The following is a 15,298-nucleotide window of genomic DNA, read 5'->3' as shown; positions in this document are numbered from 1 at the left end:
GCGGCGGGACCTGCGGCTTCCGATAGCCTCCTGCCGTGACGGAACAGCACTCGCACCAGTTCGAGCGGGGCACGGACGGGCCCAAGGTCATCGTGGTCGGCGTGGACGGCTCCGACTCCTCGATGCGCGCGGCCTCCTACGCGGGAGGCCTCGCCCGGCGGCAGAACGCCCTGCTCGCCATTGTGTACGTGCAGCCGGTGATGACGGCGGGCGCGGCGCTCGGGGCCCCGGTCGCGGACACGACCAGCGAGATCGCCGAGGATCTGATCGCCCAGATCCGGGACGCGGCCGAGCGGCTGAAGGGGATATTCGATGTCCGCTGGGAGTTCCACACCTTCCAGGGCGACCCCTACAACGGCCTGGTGACGGCGGCTGACGACCTCAAGGCGGACGCAGTGGTGGTGGGCGCCTCGGAGCAGGCCGGGCACCGGATCATCGGTTCGGTCGCGATTCGGCTGGTCAAGGCGGGGCGGTGGCCGGTGACGGTGGTGCCGTAGCTCGCGTCCCCGGCGCACGAGCTGCGACACCACCAAGTAGAGGCGACAGGTGTCGCCGGGAATCACAGGGTCCGCAGGAAGTCGAGCAGGATCTTGTTGAAGACCTCCGGCTTCTCCAGGTTCGGGTAGTGGCCGACCCCGTCGACGACCTCGGAGCGGCCGTCGCGGACGGTGGCGGCGAGCCGCTCGGCCGCGGCGAGCATGTCGGCGGGTTCCAGGCCGCCGTTGAGGGTGAGCAGCGGGGCGGTGATGTCCGCCGCGCGCGCGAAGGTGTCCGCCACGGGCACGAACCAGTCCTTCTCGCCCGGCGTGTGCTTCGACAGCGTGCCGCGGGCCATGTCCCGGATCAGGCGCAGGCTGTCCTGGTCGACGTCGTCGACGGTCCGCCCCGGACCGGGCAGGACCTGCTCGAAGGCCTCTAGCCAGCCCTCGATGTCCCCAGCGGCCAGGGCGCGCGCCATCTCCGCCTGTATGCCTCGGGTCCAGGGGTCCGTGTACTGGAATTCCCCGGTCGCGGCACCGCAGGTGACGACGGCGGTGACGAGGTCCGGGTACTCCAGCACGGTGTTGGTGACGATCAGCCCGCCCATGGACAGGCCGATCAGGACCGCGGGGCCCGCGTCGAGGTGGCGCAGCAGGCCGGCCACGTCGTCGGCCCAGCGGAAGGGCTTGCTCGCGTTGGCGGAGGAGCCGTGGCCGCGTACGTCCAGGGCGATCACGCGGTGCCCGGCGGCGAGGGCCGGGATCTGGGCGTGCCAGAGCCGGTGGTCGACGAACCCGGAGTGGACGAGGACCACGAGGTCCCCGGAGCCGGTGTCGAGGTAGGCGAGGTCGCCGTCGGCGGAGGGAAAGAAGCGCAGATCCGAAGCGTTCGTCACTGTCGTCATGACAACCAAGGTGTCATCTTCGGGGCAGTTTGGCAACCAAGGTGTCATGATGGCCCAGTGACCGACTCCGACAAGCCCCTCTCCCCCGATGAACTCGGCCACCGGATCAGCGAGGTGTTCGACCTGATCGGCGCGCTCTACCGGCGCGGGCTGCGCAAGCTCGAACAGGGCGAAGAGGTCGAGGGGGTGTCCGTCGGCGTGCGCTCCGTGCTGGTCCTGCTGCACAGGTACGGGCCCATGACGGTGCCTCAGATGGGCCGGGTCATGGCGCTGACCCGGCAGTTCGTGCAGCGCATGGTCAACGACACGGTGGCCAGGGGCTGGGCGGAGGCCACGCCCAACCCCGCGCACCAGCGGTCCTCGCTGATCCGGATCACGGCCGAGGGCGAGACCGTCATCACCGCGATCCTCGCGCGCGAGCACGCCCTGAACCGGCAGGTCGGCGGTGATCTGACCGAAGCCGAGCTCCAGGCGTGCGCGCGCGTACTGAAGCAGATGCTGAAGACCTTCGACCACGGCGGGGACGTGGACTGACCTACTCCCCCATGACGAGCCCGTCCTCGCCCGCGCCCCGGCTCAGCACCACGTCCCGGATCTTGTCGCGCACTCCGCTCAGTTCGGCACCCTTGGCGATGGCCTGGTTGAGATTGAGCACCCGGCCGGCGTCGATGTCGAACAGCTGCGGGACGTACTCCGCCTTCGCCACCTCCCACCGGCCGCCGACCCGGGCGGGCGGCTCGAAGGTGAAGCGGGCGAGGGTGGACTCGTTGCCGCGTGGGTCCTGTACGCCCTGATGGTTGTACATCGCGCCGGCGACCTGGTCACCCATGCCGTAGACCACCCAGGTGCCGTTCACCTTCTCGTAGGCCTGTGGCACATGGGCGTGGGTGCCGAGGATCAGGTCGATGTCGGGGCGCTCGCCCGAGCGGGCGGCGGTGAGCTCACGGGCCAGGGTCAACTGGTCCTCGTCGGGGTCGTCCTGCCATTCGGTGCCCCAGTGCATCGACACGACGACCACGTCGGCACCTCCCTTCCGGGCGGCGCGGGCGTCGGCCAGGATCTTCTCCCGGTCGATCAGGTTGACCGCCCAGGGCTGCCCGGGCGGGAGCGGGAAGTCGTTGACGCCGTAGGTGTAGGCCAGGTGCGCGACCTTGGCCTGGCCGGCGCGCAGGACGGTCACGTGGCGCGCCTCTCCCGAGGTGCGGGCCGTGCCCGCGTGCCGCACCTTCGCCTGGTCGAGGGCGTTCAGGGTGCGCAGGATGCCGGCGGCGCCGTCGTCGAGGCTGTGGTTGGAGGCGGTGGAGCAGCCGTCGTAGCCGGCCGAGGCGATGCCCCGGGCCACCTCCGGCGGGGACTTGAAGAGGGGGTACCCGGTGTAGTCCCCGTTCTCGCCGTAGACGGTCTCCATATGACACAGCGCCAGATCGGCGCGGGAGACCACGGATCGCACGCCTGCGAACATCGGGCGAAAGTCGTACCCCTTGCCGCCCGCATCGAAGCGCGCGCGATCGTTGATGGCGGTGTGCGGGAGGACGTCGCCGGAGGCGACGAGGGTGAAGCCGCGGGGGCCGGCGGAGGGGGCCGGGCGCCCCGAGGCCTCGCGGTTGTGGGCCTGGCAGGCGGCACCTGCGGCAAGCACGGCCGTGACGGCGATGGCCACAAGCCGACTGCGTGCGATCATCAGCTCACCCCTCGTGGTCGTATATACGCACCAAAATAGGTACGAAATATGGCACTCTCGCAAACAATCCGACCGTTTCCATTAGCCCGTCCGGCTCGCCCCGCCTTGCGGAAGGAACCGTTCGTCGAACCGTTCGCCGACGCGATCGACCGTCCGCCGCAGATCCGTGTGTGTTCCCTGTCCGAGAGCTGCCACCTGCGATGCCATACGGCCATGACGGCCGGAATCACCCTCACGAACGGGACGACCGCCGAGCACGAGCTCGCCGCACTGCAGCGCGAGCACGGCCGGCCCCTCTTCGCGCTCCTGCTCCGGCTCTGTGACGGCGACCGGCAGCGTGCCGAGGACCTGGTGCAGGAGACGCTGGTGCGCGCCTGGCAGCATCCCGAGGCCCTGCGCGCCGACGACTTCGACTCGGTGCGGCCCTGGCTGCTGACCGTCGGGCGGCGGCTCGCGATCGACGCGCGGCGGGCTCGGCAGGCGCGGCCGCCGGAGGTCGGGGACGCGATCCTGGAGAACGCGCGCGTGATCTCCGACCACGCCGAGCGGGCCGCCGAGATGCTCGACGTCCGCGAGGCTGTGAAGACTCTCACTCCGGAGCACCGTGAAGTCCTGGTGCTCGTGTACTTCCGAGGGGCGAGTGTTGCGGAGGCCGCGGAAACACTTGGAATTCCGCCCGGTACGGTGAAGTCCCGCGCGTACTATGCGCTGCGCGCCCTGCGCCGGGTGCTTCCGGGGTACGCAGCCGACCTGCAGTGAAACCGAAGGCTGAGTCAAACCTCCGTAAAGCGCCTTGCTGAATACCCCGGTTGAGTAATCGGCTGTCCTCATCCGTGTTCCGGATTGGGCAAGGGCCCAGGGCCCCGGGGTAGGGCGACGCACTCACCGGAGGAAGGCAGGAAGGGATGCTGCACAGAGGTCAGGAGAGCACGGACGGCACCGGTGGCGGTGAACTGACCGTCCCCATGGCGTGGTTGTACGCCGAGTACATCGCCGACGAGCTGCTGCGCACGGGCGATCTCATGCCGCCCACGTCCTTCGAGTTCCGCGCCGGGCGTGACGCCCTGGCGCTGACCATCTTCCTGTCCGACACCGACGGCGAGCTCTCCGGCATCCGGGTGGTCACCCAGCTGGAGACCTGGCTGTCGCTGACGGCCTACGACCAGCCGTGGCAGGACTGGGTGCGCGAGCGCATGGCGAGCCTCGCGAAGGAGGCGGCCGAGTCCGGCGGGCCCGCGCCCGACCTGGAGCTGGCCGAGGCGGCCTGGCGCTGGCTGCAGGAGACCGAGCTGCTCGCGCCCGATCTGAACGCCGTGCCGGGCGGCGGTGCGCTGGTCGGTGAGGACGAGGGACCGAAGGTGTGGACGCCGGCGTGGCAGCTCGGACTGCCGCTCGGACACCTCGCCATCCACCTTTTTTGAGTTCTTTCCTTCTCGGACCAATCCTCGACGCCGACCGCTCCGAATCCCTTGGTTGCGATTCTGTATAGGCCTTGAGTGATTCGACTGTCTGGTGCGTACCAGTGGGCGCAAGGAGTAACACACCCCACACCCAACGGCACGAGGATTCGGCATGAGGTCCCTGGAGAGGCATCGCGACGTCGCCGCGTACGCGCTCGGCGTGCTGAACGAGGCGGAGGCATTCCGCTTCGAGGACCACCTCATGGAGTGCCCCCGCTGTGCGGCACACGTGACCGAGTTCGGGCCCATCACCCGCCAGTTGATGCTGTACCGGCGGTCCACGCCCCAGTTCGTGCACCCCATGGCCAAGCCGGGCCCGCAGATGCTGAACCGGCTGCTCGAAGCGGTGGCGATCCGCCACCGCGCCCGTCGCCGGCGCACGCTGTACGCCGTGGCCGCCTCGGTGGTGATCGCCCTCGCCGCACCCGGCGTCGCGATCATGGCGGGCGGCGACGACGGATCCGTTCAGGTCGTCGAGGCGACCGACGATCGGTCCGGGGTGTGGGCGCAGGTCACGACCGAGAACGAGATGTACGGCAGCCAGGTGGAGCTGAAGGTGAAGGACGGTGCGGGCCCCCGCCCCTGCCATCTCGTCGCCATCGGCCGGGACGGCTCCGAGGAGACCGTGACCAGCTGGTCCGTGGCCCACCACGACGCCCGCGAGAACACCATGAAGGGCGCGTCCGCGATGCACTCCGACGAGATCGTGCGCTATGAGGTGCGCACGGCCGGCGGGGAGCATCTGGTGACGCTCAAACCCCGTTAGCGCCCTGCCGGATCCGGCTACCTGAGCAGCCGCGACATCCTGCGGTCCGCCAGCGGCTTGCCGCCCGTCTGGCAGGTCGGGCAGTACTGGAGCGAGGAATCGCTGAAGGAGACCTCGCGGATGGTGTCGCCGCAGACCGGGCAGGGTTCGCCGGTGCGGCCGTGGACCCGCAGGCCGCTCTTCTTCTCGGCCTTGAGACGGCCGGCCGCCAGCCCGCGCGAGCGCTCGACCGCCTCGGTCAGGGTCGTCCGCAGCGCCTCGTACAGCCGTCGCGTCTCGTCGGGGGTCAGTGACGCCGCCAGCTTGAACGGCGACATCCTGGCCGCGTGCAGGATCTCGTCGCTGTAGGCGTTCCCGACTCCGGCGATGAGGCTCTGGTCGCGCAGGGCGCCCTTGAGCCGGCGGCGCTCGTCCTTCAGCAGCGCCGCGAAGCGCGCCTCGTCGAAGCCGTCGGCCAGCGGGTCCGGGCCCAGCCGGGCCACGCCCGGGACCTGCTGCGGGTCCTGGACGACGTACACCGCGAGGCGCTTTTGCGTGCCCGCCTCCGTCAGGTCGAAGCCGGCGCCGGTCTCCAGGGCGACGCGCAGCGCCAGTGGACCCTTGCCGGGGCGGGGCATACCGCTCGGGAGCCGGTCCTTCCAGTGGAGCCAGCCCGCGCGGGCCAGATGGGTCACCAGATGCGGGCCGTCGGCCGTCTCCAGGTCCAGGAACTTGCCGTAGCGGCGTACGGCGGTGACCTCGTGGCCCTCGACGGCGGTGACCGGCGGGTCGTACGTCTTGAGGACGCTGATCGCGACGGGCAGCACCCGCACGATCTCGTGCCCGACCAGGTTCTCGGTCAGGAAGTCCTTGAGCGCTTCCACCTCGGGGAGTTCCGGCATACGTCCAGAGTGCCATCCGGCGCCGACAGTGCCGGCCGGGTTCGCGGACGTGCCGCGTCGGTACGGCGGTCAGGGCCGCTGCTCCGGCACGACGAACTCGCACCACACGGCCTTGCCGCCGCCCCGCGCCTCCACGCCCCACACGTCCGTGAGCAGGTCGACCAGGAGCAGACCGCGGCCGGAGACGCCCGACTCCCCCGCGTCACGGCGGCGCGGCAGGGCGCTGGAGGAGTCCTCGACCTCGACCCGCAGCCGGCGTTCGGAGCCGGCGAGGACCCGCAGGGTCACCACGGCGGAGCCCTCGGTGTGCATCAGGGCGTTGGTGATCAGCTCGTCGGCGACCAGTTCGATCTCGTCGGCGCGGTCGGCGGCGCCCCAGGCGCGCACGGCGGCGCGGATCATGTGCCGGGCCGCGGTGAGGGCCTCGGGGTCGCCGGGCGCGACGTGCTGCTGGAGACGGCCGCCGGCCTGCGGGGCGTCCAGGACGCGGCGGCGCATCAGGAGCAGGGCCACGTCGTCGTCGCCGCCGCGTTCCTCGGCCACGTCGATGAGGCGGTCGGCGAGGTCACGGACGTCGTCCGGGCCGGACGCGATGAGCGCGGTGAGGGTCTGCATGCCGTCGTCCAGGTCGGCGCCGGGCTGTTCGACCAGGCCGTCGGTGCACAGCACCAGGGTGTGGTCGGAGTCCAGCTCGATCGTGCCGACCGGGTACTCGAGCTGCCCGAACTCCGCGGACAGGCCGAGCGGCAGCCCGCCCTCGACGGAGACCCGACGGCAGGCTCCGCCGGGCTCACGGACCAGCGCGTCGATATGGCCGGCCCGCACCACCTGCATGACACCGGTGGACAGATCGGCCTCGGCGTACAGGCAGGTCGCGAAACGGTCGGTGTCCAGCTCGTGCAGGAACACCGAGGCGCGGGCCATCACGGTGGCCGGGGTGTGCCCCTCGGCGGCGTAGGCGCGCAGGACGATGCGGAGCTGGCCCATGACGGCGGCGGCATGGGTGTCGTGGCCCTGGACGTCGCCGATGACGGCGCCGACCCGGCCGCCCGGCAGCGGGATCAGGTCGTACCAGTCGCCGCCGATGTCCCGGCCGAGGGAGCCGGAGCGGTAGCGCACGGCGACGTCGGCGCCGGGCACGCTGGGGATGGTGCGGGGCAGCATGGCCTGCTGGAGGCCGGTGGCGAGGTCCTTCTCCTGCTCGTAGAACATGGCCCGCTGAAGGCTCTGGGCGATGCTGCTGCCGAGGGCGAGGAGCACGTTGCGGTCCTCGGCGGAGAAGCCGTGCCGGTCGTTGTAGAGCAGGCCTATCGCGCCGATGGGCCTGGCCTGGGCTATCAGCGGCATGTAGGCGGCGGATGTGATGTGCAGGTCGGTGATGTGCGGCCACAGGACCGGGTAGCTGTCCGCGAACTCCTCGGGCGACTCGATGAACCGCGGGCTGAGGGTCCGTACGACCTCGCTCATCGGGTACTGCTCGTCTATCCGGGTGACCAGGGTGCCGGGCACGAAGCTGCCGGAGGGGCCCTCGGCGACCAGCCGGATGCGGCCGGCCTCGACCAGGCCCATGACGAGGCTGGTGGCGCCGAGGTGGGTCAGGCCGTGGGTGTCCTTGAGGATGTCGATGACGTCCTGGATGGTGCGGGCGTGGGCGAGGGCGGCCGTGGTCAGCTGGACGACGCTGGTCTGCTGGCGCCGGGCCTCGTCCTCGGCCGCCTGCTCGGGCCGCTCCTCGCGCTCGGCGAGTTCGTCGGTGGCGTCCCGGACGACGCCGACGATGCGCCGGGGACGGCCGGTCTCGTCGCGGCGGATGTAGCCCTGGGTGTGGGTCCAGCGCAGGGTGCCGTCGCGGCAGCGGATGCGGAAGTAGGCGCCGTAGTTCTCGCTGCCGTCCTTCATGGCCTGGGAGACCAGGCCGTCCAGCCGGTAGCCCTCCGGCCGCGGTACCCGGATCGCCAGGGTCATGGGGTTGCCGTCGTATTCGTCGGGGCGCAGGTCGAAGACCTCGTGGGCCTGGGCATCCATGTGGAACACACCGTTGTCCAGGTCCCAGTCGAACGTGCCCATGCGATTGAGCGCCAGGATCGGGTCCGGGTGGGCGGGCCAGTCGTCCGGGAGTGACAGGGCGCTCGCTCCCCGATCAGCCATGGGGCCACCTTGCCAGGATTTGCCGGATTCTTCGACTGGGGCGACCGAACCTTCCTCGCTCACCGTCCGGACCGCGCCCCGGCGTCGGTCAGCCGTCGAAGACGTCGGTGGGGCTACCGAAGATGCTGTCGGTCGCGCCCGGGTCGTCGGGGATCAGCCCACCGCCGTCGGGTGCGTCCGGGCTGTCCGGGACGGCCTCGGGGCCGACCTCCTGCGAGGAGCCCGGGGAGGTCTGCGGGGGCGGCGCCGTGGCGGTGGCCGTGGGCGGCTTCTGCGGGGAGGCGCTCTCAGAGGACGGGGAGGTGCCTTCGCCCGACGGGGAGGTGCTGTCGCCCGACGGGGGCGCGCTCTCGTGGGTGGGCGTCCCGCTGTCCTGTCCGGGCAGGTCGCCGGAGGGGCTGTCGTGCGGGTGCGGCACCCGGGGCGACGGCACCGGCTTCGCCGGCGGTACGACATGGTCGTGGTCGTGGCCCCGATGGCCGACCGGCCGCTCGATCCAGGTGTTGTCGGAGACGTTGATGATCGTGATGTCGTTGATCACCTGGGTCGCCGGCGCCACCACGACCACCCGGCCGGGCCGGTACCCGGACCAGCCCCGGCCGCTGACACCGGCCTCGGCGTGCGTCCCGACGGGCGGGGCGAGCGGGTTGCCGCAGGCGCAGCGCACGCGCGGCACTCCGTGGTGGTCGACGAGGACGGCGGTGCCCGCCTGGAGGACGGACTGGTAGCCGGTCCCCATCCCGTCGCGGAACCCGTGGTTGGTGACCCGGGTGTCCGCCCGCAGCACGACCGAGGTCAGCCCGCGCAGATAGCCGGGTATCGACGCCTGGGAGACGCCCGCGCTCTGCGCGAACACGCGGCCCCTGGCCCGGTCGGAGGCCAGCGCCTCGATCTGCCGCCGGACGTCGCAGCTCCCGGCCCCGCGGGTGCCGCCGTACAGGCCGGGCGTCTCGCCGGACAGCAACTGGGGTCCGGTCCGCGCCGACTGTGCCGGCTGCGGCGTTCGGGCGAGGGGCGAGGCGGCGGCCCTGGCGGTCGCCGTGGAGTCCGTGAAGGGATCCGGACCCCGGTCGGCCGCGGGCTGGAGGAAGACCTCGCCGCTCGATGCCGTGCTCGCGTCGCTGCCGCCGCCACACCCGGCGACGAGGAGCGCCGCCGCGAGCGCGCAGGCCGTGACCATGGTTCGGGTGGGTGTCCGCACCACGTCCTCCCGCCGGTCGTCGGGAAATTCGTCACCATTGTCTGCTTCACTCACATGGGTTACGCAAGCGGAGAAGTGGTATACGGAGAGTCACCCGGGGCAAGGGGCGCGGGCGCGTGGGGGCGCGACAATGAGGAAAGGAGGCGTACGGCCGTGGACTGGTTCGTCGCACCGGACTACTGGACGAGCCGGCTGGTCTTCCAGCGGGCTCTGGCCGGCGTGTACCTCGTCGCGTTCCTGACGGCGGCCCTTCAGTTCAGGGCGCTGATGGGCGAGCGCGGGATGCTGCCCGTGCCGCGCTTCGTCGCCCAGGTGCGCTTCAGGGCCGCGCCGAGCCTGTTCCAACTCCACTACTCGGACCGGTTCTTCGCGCTGTGCGCCTGGTCGGGCTGCGCGGTGTCGGCGGCGCTGCTGGCCGGGCTGGACTCGGTGGTGCCCCTGTGGGGCGCCATGCTGCTGTGGCTGGTCCCGTGGGCGCTGTATCTGTCGATCGTGAACGTGGGCCAGACCTGGTACTCGTTCGGCTGGGAGTCACTGCTGCTGGAGGTCGGCTTCCTGGCCGTCCTGCTGGGCAACGACGAGGTGGCGCCGCCGATCGTGGTGCTGTTCCTGCTGCGCTGGATCCTGTTCCGCGTCGAGTTCGGGGCGGGCCTGATCAAGATGCGCGGCGACGCCTGCTGGCGCAAGCTGACCTGCCTGGATCACCACCACGAGACCCAGCCGATGCCGGGCCCGCTGAGCTGGTTCTTCCACCATCTGCCGAAGCCGGTGCACCGGGTCGAGGTGGCCGCCAACCACTTCACGCAACTCGTCGTGCCCGTCCTGCTCTTCACCCCGCAGCCGATCGCGACGGGCGCCGCGGCCCTGATGATCGTCACCCAGCTGTGGCTGGTCCTGTCGGGCAACTTCTCCTGGCTGAACTGGATCACCATCGTGCTGGCCCTGTCGGCGCTGGGGCTCCCGAGCGATCCGCCGTCGCTGCCGGACGCGCCGCTGTGGTACGAGGTCGTGGTCCTGACGGTCGCCGCGCTGCTGCTGTTCCTCAGCTACCACCCGGTCGCGAACATGATCTCCCGCCGTCAGATCATGAACCGCTCCTTCGACCCGCTCCACCTGGTCAACACCTACGGAGCGTTCGGCAGCGTGAGCAGGATCCGCTACGAGGTGGTGATCGAGGGCACCGCCGACGACAGGCCGCGTGAGGACTCGGACTGGCTGGAGTACGAGTTCAAGGGCAAGCCCGGCGATCCCCGGCGCTGGCCCCGGCAGTTCGCGCCGTACCATCTGCGGCTGGACTGGCTGATGTGGTTCGCGGCGCTGTCGCCCTCCTACGCCGGGTCGTGGTTCGGCGCCCTGGTGGAGCGGCTCCTGGAGAACGACCGCGACACGCTGAGGCTGCTGCGCCGCTCGCCGTTCCCGCCCGACGAGCCGCCGCGCTATGTCCGCGCCCGTCTCTTCCGCTACCGGTACACGACCTGGCGGGAGCTGCGGGAGACGGGCGCCTGCTGGCAGCGGACGTATGTGCGGGAGTATCTGCCGCCGACGCGGTTGGCGGGGGTGGCTCAGAGGTCGTAGACGCGGGTGGCGGTGGTTTCGAAGATCTGCGTGCGCTCGGCCGGTGCGGTCAACTCCTGTGCCACGGCGAGCACTTGCTCGTACGAGGCCGCGAGCGTGCACACCGGCCAGTCCGAACCGAACATCGACCGGTCCGGCCCGAAGGCGTCCAGGACCACGTCGGCGTACGGACGCAGGTCGTCGGGCGTCCAGCTCGCCGGATCTGCCTCGGTGACCATGCCGGAGAGCTTGCAGACGGTGTTGGGGAGGGCGGCGAGGGCACGGAGGTCGGACGCCCAGGGTTCGCGGGAGCCGGAGGCGATCGGCGGCTTGCCCAAGTGGTCCAGGACGAAGGTGAGTTCGGGCAGGCCGGCCGCCGCCTCGGCGCAGGCGGGCAGCTGGTGCGGCAGTACGACCAGGTCGTAGACCAGCCCGGCATCGGCCACGGCGGCCAGTCCACGCCGCACGTCCGCGCGCAGCAGCCACTGCGGGTCGGGCTCGCCCTGGACCTGGTGGCGGATGCCCTTGAGATACCGCCCGCCGGGCAGCTCCCGCAGCCGGGCCAGCTCCTCGGCGACGTCCGGGCGGGTGAGGTCGGTCCAGCCGACGACGCCCGCGATCAGCTTGTGCTCGGCGGCAAGGGCCAGGAACTCGGGGGTCTCCTCGGCGACCGTGACCGTCTGGACGAGCACGGTACGACCGACTCCGGCCGCCTCCGCGTCGGGGGCGAGGTCGTCGACGGAGAAGTTCCTTCTCAGCGGCTGGAGTTCGGGACCGGTGATCCAGTCCTGGTCCCGTACGGACAGGTCCCAGACGTGGTGGTGGGCGTCGACGATCGTCACGGCAGCTCCCATACGACGGGCAGACCGGCCCCCGCGCCCCCGTCGGAGTAGTCGTGCACGACGTCGAGAAGCTCGGCCATGCGGGCCTGCCAGGCCACGTTGACCGGCAGTTTCTCCAGCTCGGCGAGCAGGCGGCCGTAGTCCTCGCACTCCAGGACGTGGAAGAGGTCGGTGCCGCTGCACCAGATCGTCCAGGAGGTGGCGCCGGCGGCGCGTATCGCGTCCGTGAGCTCGGCCGGCACCTCCCGGTGGGCGGCCTCGTACTCGGCGACGCGGTCCGCGCGGACCTTGGTGTGCAGGGCGACTCTCATCGCGGCTCCTCCGTGGCCAGGAGTCCGGTGTCCCGCAGCTCCTGCCAGAAGGCGGCGGGAACCGGCGCGGCGAACTGATCGACGCAGTCGTGGACTTCATCGGCCGAGCGGGCGCCGACCAGAACGCTCGCCACCGCCGGGTGCGCCATGCAGAAGGCCAGCGCGGCGGCTCGCAAGGTGATGCCGTGATGCCGCGCGATCTCCTTCATGCGCAGGGCCTTGTCCAGCAACTCGGTCGGCGCCTCTGTGTAGTTGTACGTCGCCCCCGGCTTGGGATCCGCGAGCAGACCCGAGTTGAAGGCACCGCCGATCACCACGGAAACCCCTCGCTCAACGGCGGCGGGCAGCAGTTCCGTGAGCGCGCTCTGGTCGAGCAGCGTGTAGCGGCCCGCGCACAGCACCACGTCGACGTCCGTGTCGCGGACGAAGCGGGTGAGCATCTCCGCCTGGTTCATGCCGGCGCCGATCGCGCCGACCGCTCCCTCCGAGCGGAGCTTCTCCAGGGCCGGGTAGCCCTCCCGGAAGGCCTGCTCGGCGTGGTCGTCGGGGTCGTGGAGGTAGACGATGTCGACGCGGTCGAGGCCGAGACGTTCCAAGCTGGCGTCCAGGGTGCGTCGTACGCCGTCCGCGGTGAAGTCCCAGACGCGGCGGTGCGTGGCGGGGACGGCGAAGCCGTGTGCCAGGTCGTCGCCGCCGTCGGCCTGTGGTTCCAGACTGCGGCCCACCTTGGTCGAGACCGTGTACTCCTCGCGCGGGTGCTCGCGCAGGGCCGCGCCGAGGCGGCGTTCGGACAGTCCGAGGCCGTAGTGGGGCGCCGTGTCGTAGTAGCGGATGCCGCGCTGCCAGGCGGCGGACACCGTCTCGTGCGCCTGCTCGTCGGTGACCTCGGTGTAGAGGCTGCCGATGACGGCGGCTCCGAAGCCGAGTCCCCGGGGGATGCTCACTGGCCCACCGGCCGCAGGCGCAGGCCCTGCATGCCGCCGTCGACGGCGAGGGCGGTTCCGGTGGTGGCGCCGGAGAGCGGGCTGGCCAGGTAGGCGACGGCGCCGGCGACTTCGGCCGCCGAGACGAGACGGCCGGTGGGCTGGCGGGCCTCCAGCGCGGCGCGTTCGGCGCCCGGGTCGGCCGCGGCGTCGAGGAGGCGGCCGACCCAGGGGGTGTCCACCGTGCCGGGGTTGACGCAGTTGACGCGGATGCCCTCACGGACGTGGTCGGCGGCCATGGCGAGGGTGAGCGAGTACACGGCGCCCTTGGTCGCGCTGTACAGCGCCCGCTGCGGGAGTCCGGCCGTGGCGGCGATGGAGCAGGTGTTCACGATCGCCGCGTGCGAGGAGCGGCGCAGGTGGGGCAGGGCGGCGCGGGCCACCCGGACCATGCCGACGACATTGACGTCCATGACCCGGTGCCACTCGGCGTCGTCGTTGTCCTCGACGGTGCCCTGGGCGCCGATGCCGGCGTTGTTGACCAGCACGTCCAGTCCGCCGAGGTCGGCCACGGCGGCGGCCACGGCCTCGCGTACGGAGGTGTCGTCGGTGACGTCGGCGCGGAAGGCGAGCAGCGGCTTGTCGACGCAGGACGGGTCCAGGTCCAGTACGGCGACCTGGGCGCCGCGCGCGGCGAGCAGTTCGGCCGTGGCCCGGCCGATGCCGGAGGCGCCTCCCGTCACCAGCGCCTTGAGACCGTCGAAGTCGCTCATGCCGCGTGCCCCTTCTTCTGCGTCTGGAGGTCGGCGGCCCAGAAGGCGCCGTCCGGGAAGGTGTACCGCGCGATCGACTCGGGCCGCATGGCGGCGGAGAAGCCCGGCGCGGCGGGTGCCGTGTAGTGACCTTCCCTGATCACCACCGGGTCGAGGAAGTGGTCGTGCAGATGGTCGACGTACTCGATGACGCGGTCCTCGGTGGTGCCGGTGACCGCCACGTAGTCGTACATCGACAGGTGCTGGACGAGTTCGCACAGGCCGACGCCGCCCGCGTGCGGGCAGACCGGGACGCCGAACTTGGCGGCGAGCAGCAGGATGGCGAGGTTCTCGTTGACGCCGCCGACGCGGGCCGCGTCGATCTGGACGACGTCGAGGGCACCGGCCTGGAGGAGCTGCTTGAAGACGACCCTGTTCTGGACGTGTTCGCCGGTGGCCACCTTCACCGGGGCGACGGCCTCGCGGATGGCGGCGTGACCGAGGACGTCGTCGGGGCTGGTGGGCTCCTCGATCCAGTACGGGTCGAACTCCGCGAGGGCCTCGGTCCAGCGGATCGCCTCGGTCACGTCCCAGCGCTGGTTGGCGTCGATCGCCATGCGGATGTCAGGGCCGACGACCGAGCGGGCGACGCGGCAGCGCCGTACGTCGTCCTCCAGGTCGGCGCCGACCTTCAACTTGATCTGCCGGAAGCCGTCGGCGACGGCCTCGGCGGCGAGCCGCGTGAGCTTGTCGTCGTCGTAGCCGAGCCAGCCGGCGGAGGTGGTGTAGGCCGGGTAGCCGCGCTCCAGCAGCCGGGCCGTGCGTTCGTCCGTGCCCTCCCGGCCCCGGCGCAGGATCGCCAGCGCTTCCTCGGGGGTGAGCGCGTCGGTGAGGTACCGGAAGTCGATCTGGCGGACGATCCACTCCGGGGCGGCGTCGGCGAGCAGCCGCCACAGCGGCTTGTCGGCGCGTTTGGCGGCCAGGTCCCACACGGCGTTCATGACCGCGCCGATTGCCATGTGCATCACGCCCTTCTCGGGGCCGAGCCAGCGCAGCTGGCTGTCGCCGATCAGGTCGCGGTTGAGGGTCCCCGGGTCGGCGCACAGCTCGTCGACGGACCGGCCGACGACATGGCCGCGCAGCGCCTCGATCGCGGCGACCTGGATCTCGTTGCCCCGCCCGATGGTGAAGGTGAATCCGTGCCCCTCGTGCCCGTCGGCCCCGTCGGTGCGCAGCACGACGTAGGCGGCCGAGTAGTCCGGGTCCGGGTTCATCGCGTCGGAGCCGTCGAGCTCGCGCGAGGTGGGGAAACGGATGTCGTAGGTGTCGACCGCGGTGATACGGGCGGGGGTCGGGGACACAGAGGGCCTTTCGGTCGGTGGTGGGCACGGCGCC

Annotated in this window: 16 protein-coding genes; 6 read left to right on the top strand and 10 right to left on the bottom strand. The window is 71.3% G+C overall.

What is annotated here, in order from left to right; genetic code table 11:
- The first annotated feature begins 35 nt into the window (after positions 1 to 35).
- Entirely contained in the window at positions 36 to 497 is a 462-nt protein-coding gene (locus OG254_RS44190) for a universal stress protein (RefSeq protein WP_405593383.1), read from the top strand.
- Between the two features lie 62 nt (positions 498 to 559).
- On the opposite strand, the gene OG254_RS44185 is transcribed toward OG254_RS44190, so the two are convergent.
- Positions 560 to 1,384: an alpha/beta fold hydrolase gene (locus OG254_RS44185; protein ID WP_405593381.1), complete on the bottom strand. Its 825-nt coding sequence runs from the start codon at positions 1,382 to 1,384 to the stop codon at positions 560 to 562.
- A gap of 57 nt (positions 1,385 to 1,441) precedes the next feature.
- On the opposite strand from OG254_RS44185, the gene OG254_RS44180 reads away from it, so the two are divergent.
- A complete protein-coding gene (locus tag OG254_RS44180) occupies positions 1,442 to 1,918 on the top strand; it encodes a MarR family winged helix-turn-helix transcriptional regulator (protein ID WP_147998568.1) in 477 nt (158 codons plus the stop codon).
- A gap of 1 nt (position 1,919) precedes the next feature.
- Here the strand turns inward: OG254_RS44180 and OG254_RS44175 are convergent, their stop codons facing one another.
- Positions 1,920 to 3,065, bottom strand: a complete 1,146-nt coding sequence (locus OG254_RS44175) for a CapA family protein (RefSeq protein ID WP_405593380.1) — start codon at positions 3,063 to 3,065, stop codon at positions 1,920 to 1,922.
- 213 nt (positions 3,066 to 3,278) lie between these two features.
- Between OG254_RS44175 and OG254_RS44170 the strand changes: the two genes are divergently transcribed.
- From OG254_RS44170 to OG254_RS44160, 3 genes are all read left to right on the top strand, one after another.
- Complete coding sequence (locus OG254_RS44170; protein ID WP_147998570.1) at positions 3,279 to 3,824, top strand: sigma-70 family RNA polymerase sigma factor; 546 nt, start codon at positions 3,279 to 3,281, stop codon at positions 3,822 to 3,824.
- Positions 3,825 to 3,970: 146 nt separating this feature from the next.
- A complete protein-coding gene (locus OG254_RS44165; protein WP_147998571.1) occupies positions 3,971 to 4,486 on the top strand; it encodes a hypothetical protein in 516 nt (171 codons plus the stop codon).
- Positions 4,487 to 4,637: 151 nt separating this feature from the next.
- On the top strand, positions 4,638 to 5,291 hold the full coding sequence (locus OG254_RS44160) for an anti-sigma factor family protein (RefSeq protein ID WP_405593379.1): 654 nt from the start codon (positions 4,638 to 4,640) through the stop codon (positions 5,289 to 5,291).
- A gap of 17 nt (positions 5,292 to 5,308) precedes the next feature.
- On the opposite strand, the gene OG254_RS44155 is transcribed toward OG254_RS44160, so the two are convergent.
- The 3 genes from OG254_RS44155 to OG254_RS44145 all read right to left on the bottom strand — a co-directional run bounded on the left by OG254_RS44155 (position 5,309) and on the right by OG254_RS44145 (position 9,575).
- Entirely contained in the window at positions 5,309 to 6,172 is an 864-nt protein-coding gene (locus OG254_RS44155) for an Fpg/Nei family DNA glycosylase (protein ID WP_405593378.1), read from the bottom strand.
- A 69-nt stretch (positions 6,173 to 6,241) separates the two neighbouring features.
- Positions 6,242 to 8,320, bottom strand: a complete 2,079-nt coding sequence (locus OG254_RS44150) for a SpoIIE family protein phosphatase (RefSeq protein ID WP_405593377.1) — start codon at positions 8,318 to 8,320, stop codon at positions 6,242 to 6,244.
- Between the two features lie 88 nt (positions 8,321 to 8,408).
- Complete coding sequence (locus OG254_RS44145) at positions 8,409 to 9,575, bottom strand: DUF6777 domain-containing protein (protein ID WP_405593376.1); 1,167 nt, start codon at positions 9,573 to 9,575, stop codon at positions 8,409 to 8,411.
- A 99-nt stretch (positions 9,576 to 9,674) separates the two neighbouring features.
- On the opposite strand from OG254_RS44145, the gene OG254_RS44140 reads away from it, so the two are divergent.
- The gene (locus OG254_RS44140) at positions 9,675 to 11,096 is read left to right on the top strand and encodes a lipase maturation factor family protein (RefSeq protein WP_405593375.1); all 1,422 of its coding nucleotides are present in this window, start codon (positions 9,675 to 9,677) and stop codon (positions 11,094 to 11,096) included.
- On the opposite strand, the gene OG254_RS44135 is transcribed toward OG254_RS44140, so the two are convergent.
- Genes OG254_RS44135 through OG254_RS44115 form a run of 5 tightly spaced genes read right to left on the bottom strand, consistent with a single transcriptional unit; the run spans position 11,084 to position 15,264 of the window.
- A complete protein-coding gene (locus OG254_RS44135) occupies positions 11,084 to 11,929 on the bottom strand; it encodes an amidohydrolase family protein (RefSeq protein WP_405593374.1) in 846 nt (281 codons plus the stop codon). The two genes, OG254_RS44140 and OG254_RS44135, sit on opposite strands and share 13 nt — an antisense overlap.
- The gene (locus OG254_RS44130) at positions 11,914 to 12,228 is read right to left on the bottom strand and encodes an L-rhamnose mutarotase (protein WP_405593373.1); all 315 of its coding nucleotides are present in this window, start codon (positions 12,226 to 12,228) and stop codon (positions 11,914 to 11,916) included. Before OG254_RS44130 ends, OG254_RS44135 begins: the two co-directional genes overlap by 16 nt.
- Positions 12,225 to 13,172 (bottom strand): aldo/keto reductase, encoded by a 948-nt coding sequence (locus OG254_RS44125; RefSeq protein ID WP_405593372.1) that lies wholly within the window; start codon positions 13,170 to 13,172, stop codon positions 12,225 to 12,227. Before OG254_RS44125 ends, OG254_RS44130 begins: the two co-directional genes overlap by 4 nt.
- Positions 13,169 to 13,924 (bottom strand): SDR family NAD(P)-dependent oxidoreductase, encoded by a 756-nt coding sequence (locus OG254_RS44120; protein ID WP_405593371.1) that lies wholly within the window; start codon positions 13,922 to 13,924, stop codon positions 13,169 to 13,171. The genes OG254_RS44125 and OG254_RS44120 overlap by 4 nt, the downstream gene beginning before the upstream one ends.
- Entirely contained in the window at positions 13,921 to 15,264 is a 1,344-nt protein-coding gene (locus tag OG254_RS44115; protein WP_405593370.1) for an L-fuconate dehydratase, read from the bottom strand. The genes OG254_RS44120 and OG254_RS44115 overlap by 4 nt, the downstream gene beginning before the upstream one ends.
- Positions 15,265 to 15,298 lie beyond the last annotated feature (34 nt).

The sequence above is a fragment of the Streptomyces sp. NBC_01092 genome (assembly GCF_045039535.1).
GTDB lineage: Bacteria > Actinomycetota > Actinomycetes > Streptomycetales > Streptomycetaceae > Streptomyces.
This window is presented reverse-complemented; position numbering and strand designations above follow the sequence as displayed.